Source organism: Pantoea sp. C1E2 (assembly GCF_056491465.1).
In genome coordinates this window covers 1907935-1926687 of record NZ_JBSZHT010000002.1, presented here as the reverse complement: position 1 = coordinate 1926687, position 18753 = coordinate 1907935, and the positions used below count along the sequence as shown (strand labels likewise).

Annotated in this window: 20 protein-coding genes; 14 read left to right on the top strand and 6 right to left on the bottom strand. The window is 51.8% G+C overall.

Annotation, left to right across the window (positions count from 1 at the left end):
- Nucleotide 1 precedes the first annotated feature (1 nt).
- Nucleotides 2-643, bottom strand: coding sequence for a DUF480 domain-containing protein (locus ACXI0A_RS09400; RefSeq protein ID WP_476149216.1), 642 nt, complete (start codon nt 641-643; stop codon nt 2-4).
- A gap of 12 nt (nt 644-655) precedes the next feature.
- On the bottom strand, nt 656-1249 hold the full coding sequence (gene rimJ, locus ACXI0A_RS09395; protein WP_034820126.1) for a ribosomal protein S5-alanine N-acetyltransferase: 594 nt from the start codon (nt 1247-1249) through the stop codon (nt 656-658).
- Between the two features lie 244 nt (nt 1250-1493).
- On the opposite strand from rimJ, the gene mdtH reads away from it, so the two are divergent.
- The 10 genes from mdtH (at nt 1494) to ACXI0A_RS09345 (ending at nt 9228) form a co-directional block, all read left to right on the top strand.
- Nucleotides 1494-2696: a multidrug efflux MFS transporter MdtH gene (gene mdtH, locus ACXI0A_RS09390; protein WP_476149218.1), complete on the top strand. Its 1203-nt coding sequence runs from the start codon at nt 1494-1496 to the stop codon at nt 2694-2696.
- Nucleotides 2697-2787: 91 nt separating this feature from the next.
- Complete coding sequence (gene grxB / locus ACXI0A_RS09385; protein WP_476149220.1) at nt 2788-3435, top strand: glutaredoxin 2; 648 nt, start codon at nt 2788-2790, stop codon at nt 3433-3435.
- Between the two features lie 110 nt (nt 3436-3545).
- Nucleotides 3546-4109 carry a lipoprotein gene (locus ACXI0A_RS09380; RefSeq protein ID WP_034820132.1) on the top strand — a complete coding sequence of 188 codons (564 nt, stop codon included), beginning with the start codon at nt 3546-3548 and terminating at the stop codon, nt 4107-4109.
- Between the two features lie 135 nt (nt 4110-4244).
- On the top strand, nt 4245-5291 hold the full coding sequence (gene pyrC, locus ACXI0A_RS09375; protein WP_476149222.1) for a dihydroorotase: 1047 nt from the start codon (nt 4245-4247) through the stop codon (nt 5289-5291).
- 68 nt (nt 5292-5359) lie between these two features.
- The gene (dinI, locus tag ACXI0A_RS09370; protein WP_200571235.1) at nt 5360-5605 is read left to right on the top strand and encodes a DNA damage-inducible protein I; all 246 of its coding nucleotides are present in this window, start codon (nt 5360-5362) and stop codon (nt 5603-5605) included.
- Between the two features lie 143 nt (nt 5606-5748).
- Nucleotides 5749-6018 (top strand): hypothetical protein, encoded by a 270-nt coding sequence (locus tag ACXI0A_RS09365; protein ID WP_476149225.1) that lies wholly within the window; start codon nt 5749-5751, stop codon nt 6016-6018.
- Between the two features lie 288 nt (nt 6019-6306).
- A complete protein-coding gene (gene bssS, locus ACXI0A_RS09360; RefSeq protein WP_013508627.1) occupies nt 6307-6561 on the top strand; it encodes a biofilm formation regulator BssS in 255 nt (84 codons plus the stop codon).
- Between the two features lie 107 nt (nt 6562-6668).
- Entirely contained in the window at nt 6669-7784 is a 1116-nt protein-coding gene (solA, locus tag ACXI0A_RS09355) for an N-methyl-L-tryptophan oxidase (protein WP_476149227.1), read from the top strand.
- A 294-nt stretch (nt 7785-8078) separates the two neighbouring features.
- Complete coding sequence (locus tag ACXI0A_RS09350) at nt 8079-8651, top strand: cytochrome b/b6 domain-containing protein (RefSeq protein WP_476149229.1); 573 nt, start codon at nt 8079-8081, stop codon at nt 8649-8651.
- 1 nt (nt 8652) lies between these two features.
- The gene (locus ACXI0A_RS09345) at nt 8653-9228 is read left to right on the top strand and encodes a YceI family protein (protein WP_337023201.1); all 576 of its coding nucleotides are present in this window, start codon (nt 8653-8655) and stop codon (nt 9226-9228) included.
- A gap of 44 nt (nt 9229-9272) precedes the next feature.
- Here ACXI0A_RS09345 and trhO read toward each other — a convergent pair whose 3' ends face one another.
- A complete protein-coding gene (gene trhO, locus ACXI0A_RS09340; protein WP_224929299.1) occupies nt 9273-10328 on the bottom strand; it encodes an oxygen-dependent tRNA uridine(34) hydroxylase TrhO in 1056 nt (351 codons plus the stop codon).
- Nucleotides 10329-10596: 268 nt separating this feature from the next.
- On the opposite strand from trhO, the gene ACXI0A_RS09335 reads away from it, so the two are divergent.
- The 3 genes from ACXI0A_RS09335 to ACXI0A_RS09325 all read left to right on the top strand — a co-directional run bounded on the left by ACXI0A_RS09335 (nt 10597) and on the right by ACXI0A_RS09325 (nt 12863).
- Entirely contained in the window at nt 10597-11520 is a 924-nt protein-coding gene (locus ACXI0A_RS09335; protein ID WP_224929302.1) for a Kdo(2)-lipid IV(A) acyltransferase, read from the top strand.
- Nucleotides 11521-12078: 558 nt separating this feature from the next.
- Nucleotides 12079-12345 carry a hypothetical protein gene (locus ACXI0A_RS09330; protein WP_034820172.1) on the top strand — a complete coding sequence of 89 codons (267 nt, stop codon included), beginning with the start codon at nt 12079-12081 and terminating at the stop codon, nt 12343-12345.
- Between the two features lie 119 nt (nt 12346-12464).
- Complete coding sequence (locus tag ACXI0A_RS09325) at nt 12465-12863, top strand: MysB family protein (RefSeq protein ID WP_200571221.1); 399 nt, start codon at nt 12465-12467, stop codon at nt 12861-12863.
- Between the two features lie 3 nt (nt 12864-12866).
- On the opposite strand, the gene ACXI0A_RS09320 is transcribed toward ACXI0A_RS09325, so the two are convergent.
- The 3 genes from ACXI0A_RS09320 to ACXI0A_RS09310 all read right to left on the bottom strand — a co-directional run bounded on the left by ACXI0A_RS09320 (nt 12867) and on the right by ACXI0A_RS09310 (nt 17323).
- On the bottom strand, nt 12867-13106 hold the full coding sequence (locus tag ACXI0A_RS09320) for a YceK/YidQ family lipoprotein (RefSeq protein ID WP_476149233.1): 240 nt from the start codon (nt 13104-13106) through the stop codon (nt 12867-12869).
- Between the two features lie 139 nt (nt 13107-13245).
- Complete coding sequence (gene mdoH / locus ACXI0A_RS09315; protein WP_476149234.1) at nt 13246-15795, bottom strand: glucans biosynthesis glucosyltransferase MdoH; 2550 nt, start codon at nt 15793-15795, stop codon at nt 13246-13248.
- Nucleotides 15788-17323 (bottom strand): glucan biosynthesis protein G, encoded by a 1536-nt coding sequence (locus tag ACXI0A_RS09310; RefSeq protein WP_224930296.1) that lies wholly within the window; start codon nt 17321-17323, stop codon nt 15788-15790. The genes mdoH and ACXI0A_RS09310 overlap by 8 nt, the downstream gene beginning before the upstream one ends.
- A 279-nt stretch (nt 17324-17602) precedes the next feature.
- Between ACXI0A_RS09310 and mdoC the strand changes: the two genes are divergently transcribed.
- Complete coding sequence (gene mdoC / locus ACXI0A_RS09305; protein ID WP_476149236.1) at nt 17603-18742, top strand: glucans biosynthesis protein MdoC; 1140 nt, start codon at nt 17603-17605, stop codon at nt 18740-18742.
- Nucleotides 18743-18753: the final 11 nt, after the last annotated feature.

Sequence of the window (18753 nt, the reverse complement as noted above, 5' to 3'; positions counted from 1 at the left end):
GTTATTGCTCCTTCTGCAGCAGTTGTTCCAGTTGGGATTGCAGTTGAGCCACCTGCTGCTCCAGCTGCGCGACCCGGCTCACCAAATCCTCGCTGTCCATCTCATCTGCACTTGCGGCGGGCGCTTCAACAACATCGCCGCCGAACAGATGCATGTAACGACTTTCGCGTTTACCCGGCTCACGTGCCAGACGCACCACCATCGGGCCGTCATCACGGGTGATTAAGCCGCTCAGCGTCTGCTCAACCTCATGCATATCAGTGAACTCATGCAAGCGTCCGCTGCGGGTGCGCAATTCACCCGGCGTCTGTGCGCCGCGTAAGAACAGTAACGTCAGCACCGCCACTTCTGCGCTGTTAAGCTGCAGATTCCCGAATGCGGAGTTACAGAAGCGCTGTTCATACTTACTGACACGTTGACCGAACCCGTTATTGGAGGTGGCCAGATGCTTTTTAACCAGCTCATCTAGCTGAGATTGCACCTCCATTTCACTCAGATTCATCACCGGTTCGCGGTTGGATTTTTGATTACAGGCGGTGACCACGCCGTTGAGGGAAAGCGGATATTGATCCGGAGTGGTGACCTGCTTTTCTAACAGGCAACCAATCACACGCAGCGCCTGCGCGGATAAAGCCATCTTCATGCGTATTTCCTTTTATTGTCCACGACGATCCGCGGTCCACTCCTGCCACGTCAGCGCGGTCAGCACGTGATCCTGCCAGCGTCCATCAATCAGCAGGTAATCTTTGGCATAACCCTCTTTCTCGAATCCGAGACGCGCCAGCAAATCACCGCTGCGCTGATTATGCGGCATATAGTTAGCCATGATGCGGTGAATGCGTTGCTGTCGTTGCATATAGCGAATCGCTGACTGCAGTGCTTCAAACATCATTCCTTGCCCCTGCCACTTTTCTCCCAGCGAGTAACCGAGGTAACAGGCGTGAAATGAACCGCGCAGCACGTTGCTAAAATTGGCGACACCGCGCACTTCATGCTCTTCCGGGTCCATCAGCACGAAATAGTAGGCTGAGCCCTGTTTATGCATATCCGCGATCAGTCCTAGGCGCGCCTGCCAGCCCGAGGGATAGCAGTGGCTCTCGTCGCGCACCGGCTCCCAGGGTTTAAGGAAGACGCGGTTCTCCGCATAATAATCTGCCAATCGCCAGGCATCGCGCTCGTGAACTAAACGGACCACCAAACGATCGGTAGTCAGGCGCACGCGGGGTCCAGCAGAACGATAGCCAAACATCATGACTCCTGAAATCCATAACTTTAAGAAAGATGTACGCCTGAGGCGATACTTCTCACTATAACCGTGACCTGAGCTACGGTAAAACCCTCGACAGCATGCCAAGCCATTCATCCTTATCCAGGATTAATTTTTCTGCGGATTCGATGAAAAAATATCATCCTGGATACGCTGTCTTTCCCGTTAGCGCAGGCGGAAAATAGACCAACTGGTCCCTTTTCATCTCTCTTGCTCAGGATTAAGCATGTCTCGGGTTGCGCGGGCACGACGCCTCGGTAAAACATTCCTTTTAGTCGATAACATGTTGGTAGTGTTAGGCTTTTTCGTGGTATTCCCGCTGATTTCCATCCATTTCGTTGAACAGCTTGACTGGGCGGCGTTAATGGTGGGCATTGCGCTGGGTTTGCGTCAGTTCGTGCAGCAGGGGCTGGGGATTTTTGGCGGTGCGGTGGCCGACCGTTTTGGTGCCCGCCCGCTGATCATGACGGGCATGCTGATGCGCGCCGCCGGATTTGCCTGCATGGCGCTGGCTCACCAACCGTGGATGCTGTGGCTGGCTTGCTTACTCTCCGGACTTGGCGGCACTTTATTTGATCCTCCCCGCAGCGCCATGGTAGTGAAATTGGTGCGTGCACGCGAGCGCGGTCGCTTCTTCTCGCTGCTGATGATGCAGGACAGCGCGGGGGCGGTGCTGGGTGCGTTGATTGGCAGTTGGCTGCTGGCGTGGGATTTCCGCCTGGTATGCTGGGTGGGTGCGGCGGTGTTTGTCGTCGCGGCGATATTTAACGCCGTGTGGCTACCGGCGTGGCGCATTTCAACCGAACGTATTGCCATGCGCGAAGGTATGCAGCGCGTCTGGCAGGATAAACGCTTCCGCCTCTATGTGCTGACGTTGACCGGCTACTACATTCTGGCCGTGCAGGTGATGCTAATGTTGCCGGTGATGGTTAATCAGGTGGCTGGCGCGCCCGCCGCTGTGAAATGGATGTACGCCATCGAAGCCATGCTGTCACTCAGCCTGCTCTATCCGCTTGCACGCTGGAGCGAAAAGCGCTTCCGGCTGGAAACCCGCCTGATGGCCGGTTTATTCCTGATGACCTTTAGCCTGTTGCCCGTCGGGATGACCCAATCTCTGCCTTCGCTGTTCCTGTTAATCGGCGTGTTTTACCTCGGTTCCATCATCGCCGAACCGGCGCGTGAAACCCTCAGCGCGTCGCTGGCCAGTTCACGCGCGCGTGGCAGCTATATGGGTTTCAGCCGACTGGGGCTCGCCATCGGCGGTTTAATTGGCTACTCCGGCGGCGGCTGGATGTTCGACGTCGGGCAGCAGATGGCGCTACCGGAACTGCCGTGGATGCTGCTAAGCAGCGTGGGCATGGTTACGCTCATGGCATTATGGTGGCAGTTCCAGCCACGTTCCGTGGCACCGGCTATCTTCAGCAGCTAGTTTGCCCCTTCGGGTGATATCTTCCATACTTCCCGCACGTCCGAAAAAAGGGTGACCTTCGTCACCCTTAGATTTACACAGGAGAAACGGGATGAAACTCTACATCTACGATCACTGCCCTTTCTGCGTGAAAGCACGCATGATTTTTGGCTTAAAGAACCTGCCGGTTGAACTGATCGTTATGCTGAATGACGATGAGCAGGTGCCTAAAAAACTCATAGGGCAGAAGATGGCGCCGATTCTGCAAAAAGCCGATGGCAGTGCGATGCCGGAAAGTATGGACATTGTCCGCCTGGTGGATAAGCAGGATCGCGAGCCACTGCTGAACGGCAAAAACAACCCCGCCATCAGCGAATGGCTGCGTCGCGTTAACGGCTACATTAACAAACTGCTGATTCCGCGTATCGCTGATGCCTCGTTTGCGGAATTTGCCACGCCGGAAGCGCGTAGCTACTTCCGTGAGAAAAAACAGGCCAGCATTGGCGATTTCACGGAACTGCGCAAACATGCACCGGGATTGATCAAAAACATCAGTGATGACCTGCGTCAGCTCGATAAGCTCATCGTCAAACCCAATGCTGTGAACGGTGAACTGTCAGAAGACGATATTAATCTGTTCCCGCTGCTACGTTCTTTGACCCTCGTAGCGGGCATTGATTGGCCAAGCCGCGTTGCGGATTACCGCGACAATATGGCGAAGCAAACCCAGATTAATCTGCTCTCTTCCATCGCGGCTTAGCCCCGTCTGATGAGAAACGCTGCGGCGTTTCTCATCCCTCACCTGGTGACACCTGGCCCGGTTTCAGGCAGGCTATGGCTGTTTTGCCGTATCGTTCAGGATGAGGAACTATGAAAAAGGCGATGTCTGGGCTGCTGGCCCTGTTTTTAGCCGTGCTATTGAGCGGCTGTAACCAATTGACGCAATACACCATCAGCGAACAGGAAGTGAATCAGGCGCTGCAGAAGCGTAATAACTTCGAAAAAGACATCGGCGTGTCCGGGTTGGTCAATGCACATATTGTGCTGAGCGATCTCAACAGCCAGATTGGTCGTGAGGAACCCGGCAAGATTACTCTGTCCGGCAAAGCGAACATTAATGTCAGTTCGCTGTTTGGCCCGCAGCAGGCGGAAATGCAGCTGAAGATGAAAGCGCAGCCGATTTTCAATGCTCAGGAAGGCGCGATTTATCTGCATGATATTGAAATTGTCGATGCGCAGGTTCAGCCAGAAAAGATGGCGTCCATCATGAAAACGCTGACGCCTTATCTGAATGAATCACTCAAACGCTACTTCAATGAGAAGCCCGCCTATGTGCTGAGCGAAGATCGCAGCAAAGGCGAAGCGCTGGCGAAGAAATTTGCTAAAGGCATTGAAGTGAAGCCGGGTCAATTGGTGATTCCGTTTACGGATTAACCGCCATCACCGCACCTTCGGGTGCGGTTTTTGTTTGCCGCAATAAAATCCCGTGCAAACGGTTGCTCGCACCCTTATGATTACTCCCCGGCCTAAACGTGCCCATTCGTTTTTTCACAGCCGGAGCCTTTTTGAATGACAGCCCAACCCCAGCAAATCACGATTCGCCGCCCTGACGATTGGCATATCCATCTGCGCGATGGCGCAATGCTCAATGCAGTTCTGCCTTATACCAGTGCGGTCAATGGTCGTGCGATTGTCATGCCAAACCTGGTTCCACCGGTGACCAGCGTCGAGGCCGCCATTGCCTATCGCGAGCGCATTATGGCTGCGCTGCCCGCTGAACACGCTTTTACGCCACTGATGACCTGCTACCTCACCGATTCATTAGCTGCGGATGAAATTGAGCGTGGATTCCGCGACGGGACCTTCACGGCAGCAAAACTCTATCCCGCGCATGCCACCACCAACTCCAGCCACGGCGTCACCAATATTGACTCCATTGCCAGCGTGCTGGATCGTATGCAGCAGATCGGCATGCCGATGCTGGTACACGGTGAAGTCACGGATTCGCACATCGATATCTTTGACCGTGAAGCACGCTTTATCGAAACCGTGCTGGAACCGCTGCGTCAGCGCTTCCCTGCCCTAAAAGTGGTAATGGAACACATCACCACTAAAGAAGCGGCAGAATATCTGGCTGCGGGCAACGACCTGTTGGGTGCCACCATTACACCACAGCATTTGATGTTTAACCGTAACCACATGCTGGTGGGCGGCGTTCGTCCTCATCTCTATTGCCTGCCCATCCTGAAACGCAATATTCATCAGGAAGCGCTGCGCGCCCTGGTGGCGAGCGGCAATCGTCGCGTGTTCCTCGGCACGGACACGGCACCGCATCTGCGTCATCTCAAAGAAGCAAGCTGCGGGTGTGCTGGCGTGTTTAACGCACCGACCTCGCTGCCCGCCTATGCCACGGTATTCGAAGAGTTGAATGCGCTGGAACATTTTGAAGCGTTCTGTTCAGAAAACGGCCCTACCTTCTACGGCCTGCCACTGAATGAAGGCACGCTGACGCTGATTCGCGAGTCATGGACAGTACAGGACACCATTAATGTGGCCGATGACACGCTGGTTCCGTTCCTTGCCGGCGAGACTCTGAACTGGCGTATTCAAGAATAATATTACCCGGCTTGCCTTTGGGATAATTATACTGTACAAATAACCAGTATATTATCCCGGAGGCTTTTATGCGTGTTGAAATTACCGTAGCGAAAACTCAGCCCCTTCCCGCAGGTGCACTGGATGCACTGAGTGCCGAACTCACCCGTCGTATTTCCCGTGATTTTCCCGAAGATAATCACCATGTCAAAGTCCGTTATGCGGGCGGTAATCAATTGAGCGTATTTGGTGGCTGCAAAGAGTCACGCGAACGCATTAGCGATATTTTACAAGAAACGTGGGAAAGCGCAGACGACTGGTTTATTACTGATTAACTGCCACTGTGCCGTTTTTGCCGGGTTTCGCCACCCGGTTTTTTTGTTTTTATTTCTCTCTCGCCAGATAAAGTCGCTGCATCTAGACTCATGTTTAACGATCCCCTATTCTTGCCTCGTCATGCTGACAGGAGGTGTTTTACATGACTACTGAAAAACCAGAAGAGGCGATGACCTTCGGTGAATTGCTGGCATTGATTGCTGAACAGCAGCGACGTTTAACGGTAATTGAGAATGCCTTTGCCAGTTTGACGTTCTGTCTTGACGATCGCGCCAGTCAGTTACTGGTGCATAATCTGTTCCTCGAAGCGCAAAACCAGAACCATGACATACAGTTACAGCAGCATTTTACCCGGCTGGCGGAAGAGATTCAGCGGCGTAATGGTCAGGTTCCTCCGGAAGCACAGGCCTGAAGCTTGCCCTTTTTTATCGATCGCGGCGGCGTAAAGTTTTCTCTTAACGCCGCCGATAACTAAGGTGTATCCGCTGTCACGATTATCGAATAAATGCCCGAAGCTGCGGGCACTTTATTATTCGACATAAGTCGCATTCTGAAGGCATTTATTACCGTTCTCTTTTTAATCGCCACACGTTTTAACTATTGTACCGCCTGTTTCATGTTATAATTGTTCCGCTAGTGCAAGAAAAGCCGCATTGAACCTCAAGAAGCACTTCGTTTAACGGGTAATATGGAGGTTATAATGGACAGAAATAAAGACGTCATTCAGACTCATCCGCTGGTTGGATGGGATATCAGTACTGTAGACAGTTATGACGCCATGATGATCCGCCTGCACTCGCTCTCATCGCAGGATCAGAAAGAAGAAGAAGCTGACGTGGGTCCCACCTACTGGCTGACTACCGATGTAGCCAGACAGTTCATCTCCATACTCGAAGCTGGCATTGCAAAGATTGAATCCACAGAGCAATACCTACGCGATAATCAAAAGCACTAATTTCTTATCTTCGCGTGAAAGGGCACCCAATAGGGTGCCTTTTTCATGAGCGCGCTCTTTTGGTATGCTGTTGAAAAATTTCGTCGTTTGGCAGGAGTGATGTGGTTATGGTTTATGATCTGATTGTGGTGGGCAGCGGTTCGGTCGGTGCCGCCGCCGGGTTTTACGCAACCCAGGCTGGCTTATCAGTATTGATGATTGATAGTGCGCATCCTCCGCACAGCCATGGTACTCATCACGGTGAAACCCGCCTGATCCGCCATGCCTACGGCGAGGGTGAACGCTATGTCCCGCTGGTGCTGCGCGCACAAACCTTGTGGGATGAACTGGAACGTCAGGGCGGTGAACGCATCATGCATCGAAGCGGCATACTCAACCTCGCCCCACTCACCTCCTCATTCATCCAGAATGTTATCGATAGCGCCAAAGCTTACCAGCTGGACGTCAAAATCCTGCAGGCAGATGAAGTGCGTAAGCGCTGGCCGCAGATCTCCGTGCCCGACGGCTACATTGGCGTATTCGAGCCACACTCCGGCTTCCTCAAATGTGAGCAAGCGGTACGCAGTTGGATACAGCTGGCTGAACAGGCGGGCTGCGCGCAATTGTTTAATTGCCCGGTTACTGAGATTGCGCGCGATGGCGACTTGCAGCAGGTTACCACGCATGATGGCGTGTTCCGCGCGCGCAAATTATTGGTCAGCGCCGGCACCTGGGTGAGTGAACTGGTCAAAGATTTGCCGGTACAACCGGTGCGTAAAGTCTTCGCCTGGTATCAGGCGGACGGACGTTACAGCGAGAACAACCAATTTCCGGGTTTCACGGTGGAGATGCCTGATGGCAGCCACTTTTATGGTTTTCCCGCGGACAACAATGCTTTGAAAGTCGGACGTCATGATGGCGGGCAACTGATGCACAAACCCGAAGATCGTAAACCTTTCGGCAGTATCGCTGCGGATGGTAGTGAAGCCTTCAGTTTCCTGCGTCAGTTCTTACCGGGTGTGGGCGTTTGCTTACACGGTGAGGCCTGCAGCTATGACAACACACCTGACGAAGACTTCATTATTGATACCCTGCCTGGCGAACCCAATCGCTTGATCATTACGGGTTTGAGTGGCCACGGATTTAAGTTTGCCAGCGTATTAGGCGAACTCGCCAGTGAATTTGCCCAGGATAAACCCTTCTCCTTCGACCTTAAGCCATTTTCACTTTCGCGATTTGCTTAATGTGATCACGCTGGCGCACTCAGTGTGCCAGCGATATTGACTCAAGCTGACAATAATCGTTATTTCCTGACGTTGAATGCTGAAGATTGCCGCATTAGGTGTAGCAATATTCAATCTAATTTTATTTCCCTCCATTCAGCTCCTTCATGGTCAATATTATTGACTTAATTGCCGATATAAACGCACGATTTCCGAATATCTTTTTTAACTTTATAGAAAGGTAAGCTCGATTGCTTTTATATTTCAAAATATGGATGATTATTGCCACCTATTTCAAGATATTGGCTCATTCTTATGTGGCGTAATTCCAAACAACATTTCGGGCTACTGACCATTATGTTGCACTGGCTGATGGCGCTGGCTATTTACGGCATGTTCGCACTGGGTTTGTGGATGGTCGGGTTGGGATATTACGATGGCTGGTATCACAGCGCGCCTGAAATCCATAAAGGCATTGGCATCCTGCTATTTGCCACCTTACTGCTGCGTCTGGGCTGGCGTGTCATCTCTCCCCCACCGGCTCCTTTGTCTAATTACTCACCTTTGATCCGCCGTTCCGCCACCGTTGCACATGGGCTGTTGTATGGCGTGTTACTCCTGCTCCTGATTAGCGGCTACCTGATTTCCACCGCCGATGGCAAAGCTATCTCTGTTTTTGGTTGGTTCGAAGTACCAGCCCTGGTGAGTGGAGCCGGTGAACAGGCCGATTTGGCCGGCGATCTGCATTTGTGGCTCGCCTGGGGATTGGTGTTGTTTTCCGCTCTGCACGGACTGGCAGCACTGAAACACCATTTTGTTGATCGAGACGTGACACTAAAAAGGATGTTGGGTTACCGCATCCCGTTAACCTCTGAAAAGGAAAAATAATATGCTAAAGAAGACGTTACTGACACTGAGCGCCGCCAGCCTGTTAGGCACCAGTTTGCTGGCCAGCGCTGCAGACTACAAATTTGATAAAGAAGGCCAGCACGCCTTTGTACAGTTTCGCATTCAGCACCTCGGTTATAGCTGGCTGTACGGGACGTTCAAAGACTTTGACGGCACTTTTACTTTTGACGAAGCGAACCCAGCAGCTGATAAGGTTAACGTGACCCTGAACACTGCCAGCCTCGATACCAATCATGCCGAACGTGACAAGCATATTCGCAGTGCGGATTTCCTTAACACCGCCAAGTTCCCACAAGCCACTTTTGCCTCAACCGCAGTCAAAAAAGAGGGCAAAGAGTACAAGATTACGGGTGACCTGACGCTCAATGGCGTGACTAAACCCATCACGCTGGATGCACGACTGCTGGGCGAAGGCAAGGATCCCTGGGGCGGTTATCGTGCCGGATTTGAAGCTAACGGTGAGATCGTGTTGAAGGAGTTCAATATCACTAAAGATCTTGGACCGGCATCGCAGAAAGCTGAGCTGATTATTTCAGTGGAAGGCGTGCGGCAGTAAGGCAAAACCAGCCTGAGGTCATGCGGCCTCAGGCTGGATGCGGTTTACTTCTTCTCTGGCGCGGGGATCGCCATGGTCATATTGAGTAAACCGCGCGACTTGTTGAACACCTTATTACCGTTTTCACGGCCTGCGCGGCGTGAACGCTGCTCTTCCGGTGTTAACGTCGCCTCTTCCATACACAGCGGGCTGCAGCAGTTTTGATATTTCTCCGCACAGCTTGGGCACTGAATGAACAGCAGATGGCAACCGTCATTGACGCAGTTGGTGTGACTGTCGCACGGCACGCCGCACTGATGGCAGCTGGAGAGAATATCGTCAGAGATACGCTCGCCCATACGTTCATCAAAGACAAAGTTTTTGCCTTTAAAACGCACCGGTAAACCCTGCTCACGCGCACGTCGGGTGTACTCAATGATGCCGCCTTCAATGTGATAAACATCATTGAAGCCTTTGTGTTTCATCCAGGCGCTGGCTTTTTCACAGCGAATCCCACCGGTGCAGTACATGACAATCTTTTTGTCTTTATGCTCCTGCAGCATATCCACCGCCATCGGCAGCTGATCGCGGAAGGTATCGGCGGGGACTTCCATCGCCTGATCGAAATGGCCCACTTCGAATTCGTAATGGTTACGCATGTCGACAAACACCGCATCGGGATCGTCGAGCATCGCATTGACGTCTGCAGCTTTCAAATACGCACCGACATCGCTGGCATCAAAGCTTTCATCTTCAATGCCATCCGCCACGATACGCTCGCGGACTTTCAAACGCAGTACCCAGAATGATTTGCCATCATCATCCAGCGCAATGTTCATACGCAGATGATTTAACGCCGGATCAAACGCATACAGCGCGGTTTTCATGGCTTCGTATTGACTGGCAGGGACGCTGATTTGCGCATTGATCCCCTCTTTAGCCACGTAAACGCGTCCAAATACCTTGAGCTTTGTTAGCGCAACGTAGAGGGCATCACGGAAGGCTTTCGGGTCGGCAATCTGGAAGTACTTATAAAAAGAGACTGTGGTACGCGGCTCGCTTTCAGCCAGCATGCGATCTTTCAGCTCTTTATTGGAAACAAGGTTATGTAACACTGGCATGGTGTTCGATCCTGTTAGCAATCAGAGAAATTTAGCGCGCACATGATACCTGAATTCAGCTCGATGCAAAGCCCCTGGTCGGATAATCCTGAACGTCGTGATTACAGGCGCAATTCTCCGCCACAATTGTAGATAAATGCGCAAACCCACTGCCCGAGACGCAGCGGCAGGCTATGCTTGATTTCAGTCAGCTCGAAAAAATGGCATAATCACGGCAAATAACAGAAACCGGACTCTCTGGCATAAGACGCAGGATACTGACATTTCAATGACTCAACTTCCCCAATTTTCCCGTGAACTTCTTCATCCTCGCTACTGGCTAACCTGGATGGGTATTGGATTTCTTTATCTGCTGGTGCTGCTTCCTTACCCGGTGTTGCATGCAGTTGGCTGTGGATTGGGCCGCATAGCGATGCGTTTCCTGAAACGTCGTGTGGAAGTGGCACAGCGTAACCTGGAACTCTGTTTTCCAGATATGCCCACCAGCGAACGTGAAGCCATGGTGAAGCACAACTTTGAATCGGTTGGCATGGGGTTGATTGAAACCGGTATGGCGTGGTTTTGGCCTGACTGGCGCATTCAGAAATGGGTTGCGACTTCCGGGCTCGAGCATGTCAGCCATGCGCTGGCGGAAAAACGCGGTATTCTTCTGATTGGCATGCATTTTCTAACGCTAGAGTTGGGCGCTCGCGTATTTGGCATGCATAATCCCGGCATTGGTGTTTACCGCCCGAATGACAATAAACTCATCGACTGGCTGCAAACCTGGGGGCGGATGCGCTCAAATAAGAGCATGCTGGATCGTAAAGATCTTAAGGGCATGATTCGCGCCATGAAGAACAACGATATCATCTGGTACGCGCCCGATCATGACTACGGCCCACGCAGCAGTGTGTTTGCCCCCTTCTTTGCCGTACAGGATGCCGCGACCACCACGGGCACGCATATGCTGATTCGTTTGGGCAATCCCAGCGTGATCCCCTTTCTCGCACGCCGCCTGCCCAACGGACGTGGCTATGAGCTCAAAATGATGCCTGACATTCGCCATAAGTTCTCGCTCGAGAATGAAATGGATACCGCTATCGTGATGAATAAAGTGGTAGAAGAGACCGTCCTGCTGGCACCAGAGCAGTACATGTGGTTGCACCGCCGATTTAAAACCCGCCCTGAAGGTCAACCATCACTGTATTAATGTGATGTGGAGCACAGTACGTGCTCCACCCTTTCCTGAGTTAATTTGTGTTATTTCACGATGTTACTCTGTCAATTTTAGTAAATTCGGACCAGTCTGAATTCATGCTGATATCATTAACCGGTCCAGGTTAAGCTTTATCCGCAAGGTAGAATAACCTGTAGAAATGCAGAATCTTAATCTTTGTTAACGAAATGTGAACACTAAACTGCGCATCTTATTGAATTTACGTTCAACCGTATAAAAAAGCTTTATCCATGGAAACATCCCCTCACGGATCTAATTCCCACGCATTCCAGGCCTTTTCCTATTTAATTTTGCTGAATGCTTTGGCTTCGCTTATCAATCCAGTAAAATTAACTTACTTAACAAGGTTTTGTCTGAGTCCGCCCCCCGCATATTCTGTTTCTATAGAAGAAGTACTATCCTTATTCCTTTCTGGAATTTGTTAGCGAAATCGATTCCAGTTAATTTCAACCGTGACAGTTAGCCAATTAACTGCCCTTCTAAAAATATAAAAAGATTACACACAGCAAATATATCGCAGGAACCTATAATATGAATAAAGGCATCTATTACTACGTGACAATCAGTACCGATCAAGAGGGATATCACCTCTTGCATCGGAAAGAGTGTAAACGCCTACCCGTTAAGGAGGATATGGTTTTTATCGGTACGCTCTATAATTTAAATCAGGCTTTATCTACTGCTCGTATTAATTTCAAAAAGGTGAAACCCTGTATTAAATGCTGCATTCGTTACTCTGCTCCTATTATTCGCGAGTCAGTACGTCCTGTACTACATTTCCCGCAAAAGATGATTTAAACGGTTTGGGCGGTTGAATTTTATTCATCCGCCCGCCGTTATTCCCTTCCCGTCCTGCACACTCTCATTTTTCGTCTATTCTTCTGAGAAATCCATTTTCAACAGACAAGGAGTTCATCATGAGCTTGTACAGCACCCTTGAAGAAGCCATCGACGCCGCTCGCGAAGAGTTTCTGGCCAGTCAGCCCGATCTGCATGAAGACGATGCCAGTGTCAGCCAGTTTTCGCTGCAAAAGTACGTGATGCAGGATGGCGATATTATGTGGCAGGCAGAGTTCTTTGCCGGTGAAGATGAGCAAGGTGAATGCCTGCCGATCTGCAGTGGTGAAGCTGCTCAGGCGGTATTTGACGGTGATTTTGATGAGGTCGAGCTGCGTCAGGAGTGGCAGTCAGAGAACACGCTGCACGAATGGGATGAAGGTGAATTCCAGCTGGAGCCACCGCGCGACCTCGAAGAGGGTGAAGCTGCTGCAGAGGAATGGGAAGATGACGATAGCCCATCGGACAAATGGGCGTAAGCGTTATTCGTAAGGGCCGTGACTGGCATCGACGGGCAGCAACAGCGTATCCATTACCAGCGAGAGTGGCAGATCAAGGATGGTCAGCACACGCCAGGGGCCGTCACGAACATCCCATTGCACGCCAGGGTAATACTGGCTGCCATGTCCCTGCCCAGGAATGGTGCGACTGATAATGCTGCCGCAGCCACTCAGCGCTAGCGTGGCGGCGCAAAGCACGGTTAATTTTAGAAAATAATTCACAACATTTACTCACAATGAACTGGTGTTAGTTTAACCGGGCAACGGGTGGAATAACTACTCCTGCGCGCGTAAAGATTGTGTTAGTCAGAATGTTGGCAAAAAAAAAAGCGGCATCGCTGCCGCTTTTAGATTTTCAATGTTAGCGCTGTGGAAGCGCTTCAGGATTGAGTTTCAATTTCTGATAACTCTCCACCCATTGATGATATTTCTCTGCACTTTCCCACAGGCGTGAGTGCACGCGCGCCAGCACCACGGGATCGCTAATCAACTGCAAACGCTGTTCGCGGTTCAGTTTCTCAGGCGCATCGCTCAGTGCCTGGTCGACCCGGCGATCGCGAGCATGATCAAGCAACGCACTCTGCTTATGGCGCGAGGTTGCCATAGCAGTCGCCAGCGCGTTAAACGCAGGGTTGAACAAGGCATGCATAAAGCCATTCTTCAACGCACGCTCGCGGTTCAACTGCAGGTAGTGATCGGTATCAACCAGCTCTTTCGGCGGTTCATACTCTTCCGGGATCAGGAACAGCTTCGCATTCTTACTCTTCTGCCCCACCGTTGCACGGCTCGACATCACCGACACAAATGGCGACAGGATCAGTGAGAACACAATCGGTGACAGCCACCACAGGAAGTTCAGATCGAGCAGACCCATACCGCCCGCCCAAACGATACCTAACAGCATCTGAGAACCATGACGACGGAAGGCTTCACTCCACGGTGTCGCATCATCATCACGCTGCGGTGAATTCCACACCACTTCCCAGCCCAGGAAGGCACTGACCACGAACACGGTGTGGAAAAGCATACGCACCGGTGCGAGCAGCACCGAGAACAGCATTTCCAGAATTAGTGAGCAGAACAGGCGAATAGCACCGCCGTATGGCTTCGCACCTTTAAACCAGATCAACACCACACTGAGCAGCTTAGGCAGGAACAGCAGCACCAACGTGGTAGAGAACAGCGCAATCGCCAGGTCCGGACGCCACTGCGGCCACACCGGGAAGAGCTGGCGTGGTTGCAGGAAGTAGGTCGGTTCCATCAGCGTATGCACCACCTGCAACGCCGTGGACAAGGCAAGGAACATAAACCACAACGGCGCTGACAGATAAGACATCACGCCGGTCAGGAACACCGCACGGTGAACCGGGTGCATGCCTTTCACCAGGAACAGGCGGAAGTTCATCAGGTTCCCGTGGCACCAGCGACGGTCACGCTTCAGTTCATCCAGCAGGTTCGGCGGCAGTTCTTCATAGGAGCCCGGCAGATCATAGGCGATCCACACACCCCAACCGGCGCGGCGCATCAATGCGGCTTCAACGAAGTCATGCGACAGAATCGAACCAGCAAAAGAGCCCTCGCCTGGCAGCGGAGCTAACGCACAGTGCTCGATGAAGGGCTGAACACGAATGATGGCGTTATGGCCCCAGTAGTGCGATTCACCCAACTGCCAGAAGTGCAGACCGGCGGTAAACAACGGGCCGTAGACGCGGGTAGCGAACTGCTGGCAACGTGCATACAGCGTGTCCATGCCTGATGCTTTTGGCGAAGACTGGATGATACCGGCGTTCGGATTGGCTTCCATCATGCGCACCAGACCGGTAAGACACTCACCGCTCATCACGCTATCGGCATCCAGCACTACCATGTAGCTGTAATTACTACCCCAGCGACGGCAGAAGTCATCGATGTTACCGCTTTTACGCTTCACACGACGGCGACGGCGACGATAGAAGATCTTGCCTGCTCCTCCGACATCACGTACCAGCTCCATCCAGGCTTTCTGCTCGGCGATGGCGATATCGGCATCGTAGCTGTCGCTCAGGATATAGACATCGAAATGCTCCGCGTTACCAGTGCGCTGCACCGATTCCCAGGTCGCACGCAGACCGGCGAATACGCGTTCAACGTCTTCGTTACAGATCGGCATGATCAACGCGGTACGGTGTTCCGGGTTAAGCGGTTCATCGCCGGTGGTCGAATACGAAATGCTGTATTTGTCGCGACCAATCAGCAACTGCAGGAAGCCCATCAACGCGGTCCAGAAGCCTGCGGACACCCAACAGAACAGAATCGCAAACAGGAATAGAATTCCGGTTTGCAAAATGTACGGCAGGACCAGCTCCACCGACTGCAGCCAGTTCTGGTTAAACAACTCGATTGGATCGAGCAGTGTCCATCCCTGATACGGCAGAATGGTTTTCATGTACCAGGTCGCCACCACCGTCTGCAAAATCGTCAGAATCAGCAGCACATAACGACGCATGGAACCGACATGACGCCACTTGTCTTCGGTCTTTTGCTCTTCCGCTGTGGCATAGCGCGGCGTGGATTTTTTTCCACGCACGGAATCCCATGCACGCGCGATAGGGTTGGTGCGCCAGATCTCAGGGAACATCAACGATCGCTTCACTTTAGGCATCGCCTTCAGCGTGGTGCGATCGAGGTAGTCTTTACTGAGTTGTTGACCATCAGCCAGTGAATCCGGCCAGGCCATCTGCACACGTGATGACACCGATTTTAACGGTGCATCATCCGGGCGATCGCTGGCGGCAACATCTTGCCCCAGCGCCGTATGAATAGCGTGGAACGCCTGTGCATTCTGTAACGAATCACTCAGACGAGCGCGCCCCGCCGCATCAAGCGGCAGGGCCTCCACGTAAGATTGAGGTAAATAAGTCGAATTATTCATTGGCAGGTAGCTGATAGCTCCAGGTTTCCGTCAATGTCTTGTCGCCGCTTACCAGCGCCGCACGCATTTCGGTCGGCTGCTTGTTATCTTTCACGCGCAGACGCAGTACCAGACGCCAGCCTTTGGTCACCGGGTTGTAGCGTACACTCTGCTCAACCACGTCGGCATTGTTGCCCACACTGACCTGTGGCGCGACCTGAGTATTGTCCGGCAATTTGCTCATCGCTTTACCGACGAAGTCGATGGTAAAGGCAATGGAGCCATCCGGCTGACGTACCAGGTTAGACTGCTTCACATCACCCGCAGAACGCAGCGTGTTTTTCACCCATGCCACATCGTCCTGATGCAGTTGGTTTTCATCACGCGTGAAGTGCAGACGATACTGGAAGTTCATCTCTTTGCCCGGCTCAGGCAATGACTCTGGCGTCCAGAAGGCGACGATGTTGTCGTTGGTTTCATCCGCTGTCGGGATTTCGACCAGTTCGACACGACCTTTACCCCAGTCGCCCTGTGGCTCAACCCAACCGCTTGGACGTAGGTCGTAGCGATCGTCGAGATCCTGATAATGGCTGAAATCACGGCCACGCTGCAGCAAACCGAACCCTTTAGGGTTTTCCACGGTGAACGTGCTCACCGCCAGATGTTTCGGGTTGTTCAGCGGACGCCAGATCCATTCACCGTTGCCAGCATGAATCGACAATCCGTTTGAGTCGTGCAGCTCATTACGGAAATTAGTCACCGGTGAAGGCTGGTTAGCCCCAAACAGGAACATGCTGGTCAGTGGCGCCACACCCAGTTTGCCGACGTTATCACGCAGGTAAACCTTGGACTGCACATCCACCGTCGACTCTTTGCCCGGCTTGATAATGAAGCGATAAGCACCGGACGCACGTGGTGAATCCAGCAGTGCGTAGATCACCAGCTGCTTGTCCTGAGGTTTTGGACGTTCAATCCAGAACTCTTTAAAGCGCGGGAACTCTTCACCTGATGGCAGTGCGGTATCAATCGCTAACCCACGAGCTGACAGACCATAAACCTGGCCTTCGCCAATTACGCGGAAATAGCTGGCACCCAGGAAGCTGGAGATTTCGTCGTCTTTACCCTTTTTATTTAAAGGATACAGTACTTTGAATCCGGCAAACCCGAGGTTTTTGACGGAATCAGCATCGTGTTTCACGTTGCCGAAGTTGAAATAGTCAGGGTTATATTTGATTTCACGTACCGACGAGGCGGTGACTTCATTAATTTTCACCGGCGTATCGAAATACATGCCCTGATGATAGAACTCGAGCTTAAACGGCGTACGCAGTTTGCCCCAGTAAGCTTTATCGTGGTTAAACTGGATCTGCTGATAATCCGCAAATTTCATATCACGAAACTGAGAGGGTAAATTGCTCTTCGGCGCTTCGTAACCTTTCCCTGCCAGCGCCTTGGCTTGTTTTGCAACATCATCAATGTTGAACGCCCAGCTATTGTTGGCGTACAACGCCAGCAGAACTGCCGCGCCTACCCAGCGCATTTTTACCAGTCCTACTTTTTTATTCACTTTATTTAGCACATCCCCCCCTTTCGTGTGCACAGATCAAACCCGTTTATCTTAAAGGATTATTCGGTATTCCGACAGCTTATGCACAAGATTGTTGCGCTGATTTGTAAGCTGAAAGTGTGCTTTTCAGATAATTAAACCCTTCAGGTTAAGATACAGAATCACCTGATAGTATACGCTGTTTACAGGCGGTAGAATTTTAAACCAGCATAATCCGGTTTCAGGGCGAAACCGGCAAGTAAACTGACAAATTGGAAGCTTATGAGTTCAGCAAAACCCGAACGCGAATATTTTCTCGACTCCATTCGAGCGTATTTAATGTTATTAGGCGTGCCTTTTCACGTCTCGTTGATCTACTCCACGCAGCGTTGGGCCGTGAATAGCCACGATGCCTCGATGTGGTTAACCGTTTTGAATGACTTCATCCACGCCTTCCGCATGCAGGTGTTCTTTGTCATTTCCGGTTATTTTTCCTACATGCTTTACCTGCGCTATCAACCACAGCGCTGGCTGAAGGTCCGCATGGAGCGCGTGGGAATCCCGCTGTTGACGGCGATTCCGCTCATTACCCTGCCGCAGTTTTTTATGCTAAAAAATCTGACCGACAAAGTGGGTAATTGGGACAGCTTTTCTCTGTATGAAAAGTACAATACGCTGGCGTGGGAACTGATTTCTCACCTGTGGTTTTTACTGGTTTTAGTGATTCTGACCGCACTCGGCATGCTGACTTTCCGCTGGCTGCGCACCCAGAAGCGGAAAATTGATTATCAGCAAGTTGGCTGGGGAAAACTGACGCTGGCGTTTCTGGCTTATGCATTGGTCTGGTGCCTGTTCCGCCGCGCGCTGTTTTATGCCGTGCCGAATGTGTTCGCCGATGGTCTGTTTAGCGTGGCCGTGATGCAAACCCTGACGTTCCTGCCGTTCTTTATGCTCGGTGCGCTGGCATGGAAACATCAGGCGCTGAAAGCCTTGTTTGTGCGCTTCAACCCGGTGATGTGCTTTGGTGCCATTGCGGTGTTTATCGCTTACAGCCTGAATCAGCGTTACAGCAGCGGCGATGGCTGGTTGTATGAAATTGATGAGGTGATTTCAACCTTAATGGGGCTGTGTATGCTGAATGTCTGCTTTAGCTTTGGCCACAAGCTGCTGAACAGCCATTCACCGCGCATCATGTACTTAGTGAATGCCTCACTGTTTATCTACCTGGTGCACCATCCGCTGACCATTCTGTATGGCATTTACGTCACCCCGCACATTAGCAGCAACACGCTGGGCTTCTTTGTGGGTCTGCTAATGGTGTTTGGTATCGCCTTTGCTCTGTACGAAATCCATCTGCGCATTCCGCTACTGCGTTTCCTGTTCTCAGGTAAGCCACAACGTCAAACGCCGCAAAAGGCGTAAAGTGTGCACTG

Coding starts and splice junctions, on each gene's coding strand:
- bssS (WP_013508627.1), top strand. CDS start 6,307: ATGGACAGAAATAAAGACGTCATTCAGACTCATCCGCTGGTTGGATGG.
- ACXI0A_RS09325 (WP_200571221.1), top strand. CDS start 12,465: ATGAGCTTGTACAGCACCCTTGAAGAAGCCATCGACGCCGCTCGCGAA.
- ACXI0A_RS09330 (WP_034820172.1), top strand. CDS start 12,079: ATGAATAAAGGCATCTATTACTACGTGACAATCAGTACCGATCAAGAG.
- trhO (WP_224929299.1), bottom strand. CDS start 10,328: ATGCCAGTGTTACATAACCTTGTTTCCAATAAAGAGCTGAAAGATCGC.
- ACXI0A_RS09335 (WP_224929302.1), top strand. CDS start 10,597: ATGACTCAACTTCCCCAATTTTCCCGTGAACTTCTTCATCCTCGCTAC.
- mdtH (WP_476149218.1), top strand. CDS start 1,494: ATGTCTCGGGTTGCGCGGGCACGACGCCTCGGTAAAACATTCCTTTTA.
- ACXI0A_RS09345 (WP_337023201.1), top strand. CDS start 8,653: ATGCTAAAGAAGACGTTACTGACACTGAGCGCCGCCAGCCTGTTAGGC.
- mdoC (WP_476149236.1), top strand. CDS start 17,603: ATGAGTTCAGCAAAACCCGAACGCGAATATTTTCTCGACTCCATTCGA.
- ACXI0A_RS09380 (WP_034820132.1), top strand. CDS start 3,546: ATGAAAAAGGCGATGTCTGGGCTGCTGGCCCTGTTTTTAGCCGTGCTA.
- ACXI0A_RS09365 (WP_476149225.1), top strand. CDS start 5,749: ATGACTACTGAAAAACCAGAAGAGGCGATGACCTTCGGTGAATTGCTG.
- pyrC (WP_476149222.1), top strand. CDS start 4,245: ATGACAGCCCAACCCCAGCAAATCACGATTCGCCGCCCTGACGATTGG.
- mdoH (WP_476149234.1), bottom strand. CDS start 15,795: ATGAATAATTCGACTTATTTACCTCAATCTTACGTGGAGGCCCTGCCG.
- rimJ (WP_034820126.1), bottom strand. CDS start 1,249: ATGTTTGGCTATCGTTCTGCTGGACCCCGCGTGCGCCTGACTACCGAT.
- solA (WP_476149227.1), top strand. CDS start 6,669: ATGGTTTATGATCTGATTGTGGTGGGCAGCGGTTCGGTCGGTGCCGCC.
- ACXI0A_RS09350 (WP_476149229.1), top strand. CDS start 8,079: ATGTGGCGTAATTCCAAACAACATTTCGGGCTACTGACCATTATGTTG.
- ACXI0A_RS09400 (WP_476149216.1), bottom strand. CDS start 643: ATGAAGATGGCTTTATCCGCGCAGGCGCTGCGTGTGATTGGTTGCCTG.
- grxB (WP_476149220.1), top strand. CDS start 2,788: ATGAAACTCTACATCTACGATCACTGCCCTTTCTGCGTGAAAGCACGC.
- dinI (WP_200571235.1), top strand. CDS start 5,360: ATGCGTGTTGAAATTACCGTAGCGAAAACTCAGCCCCTTCCCGCAGGT.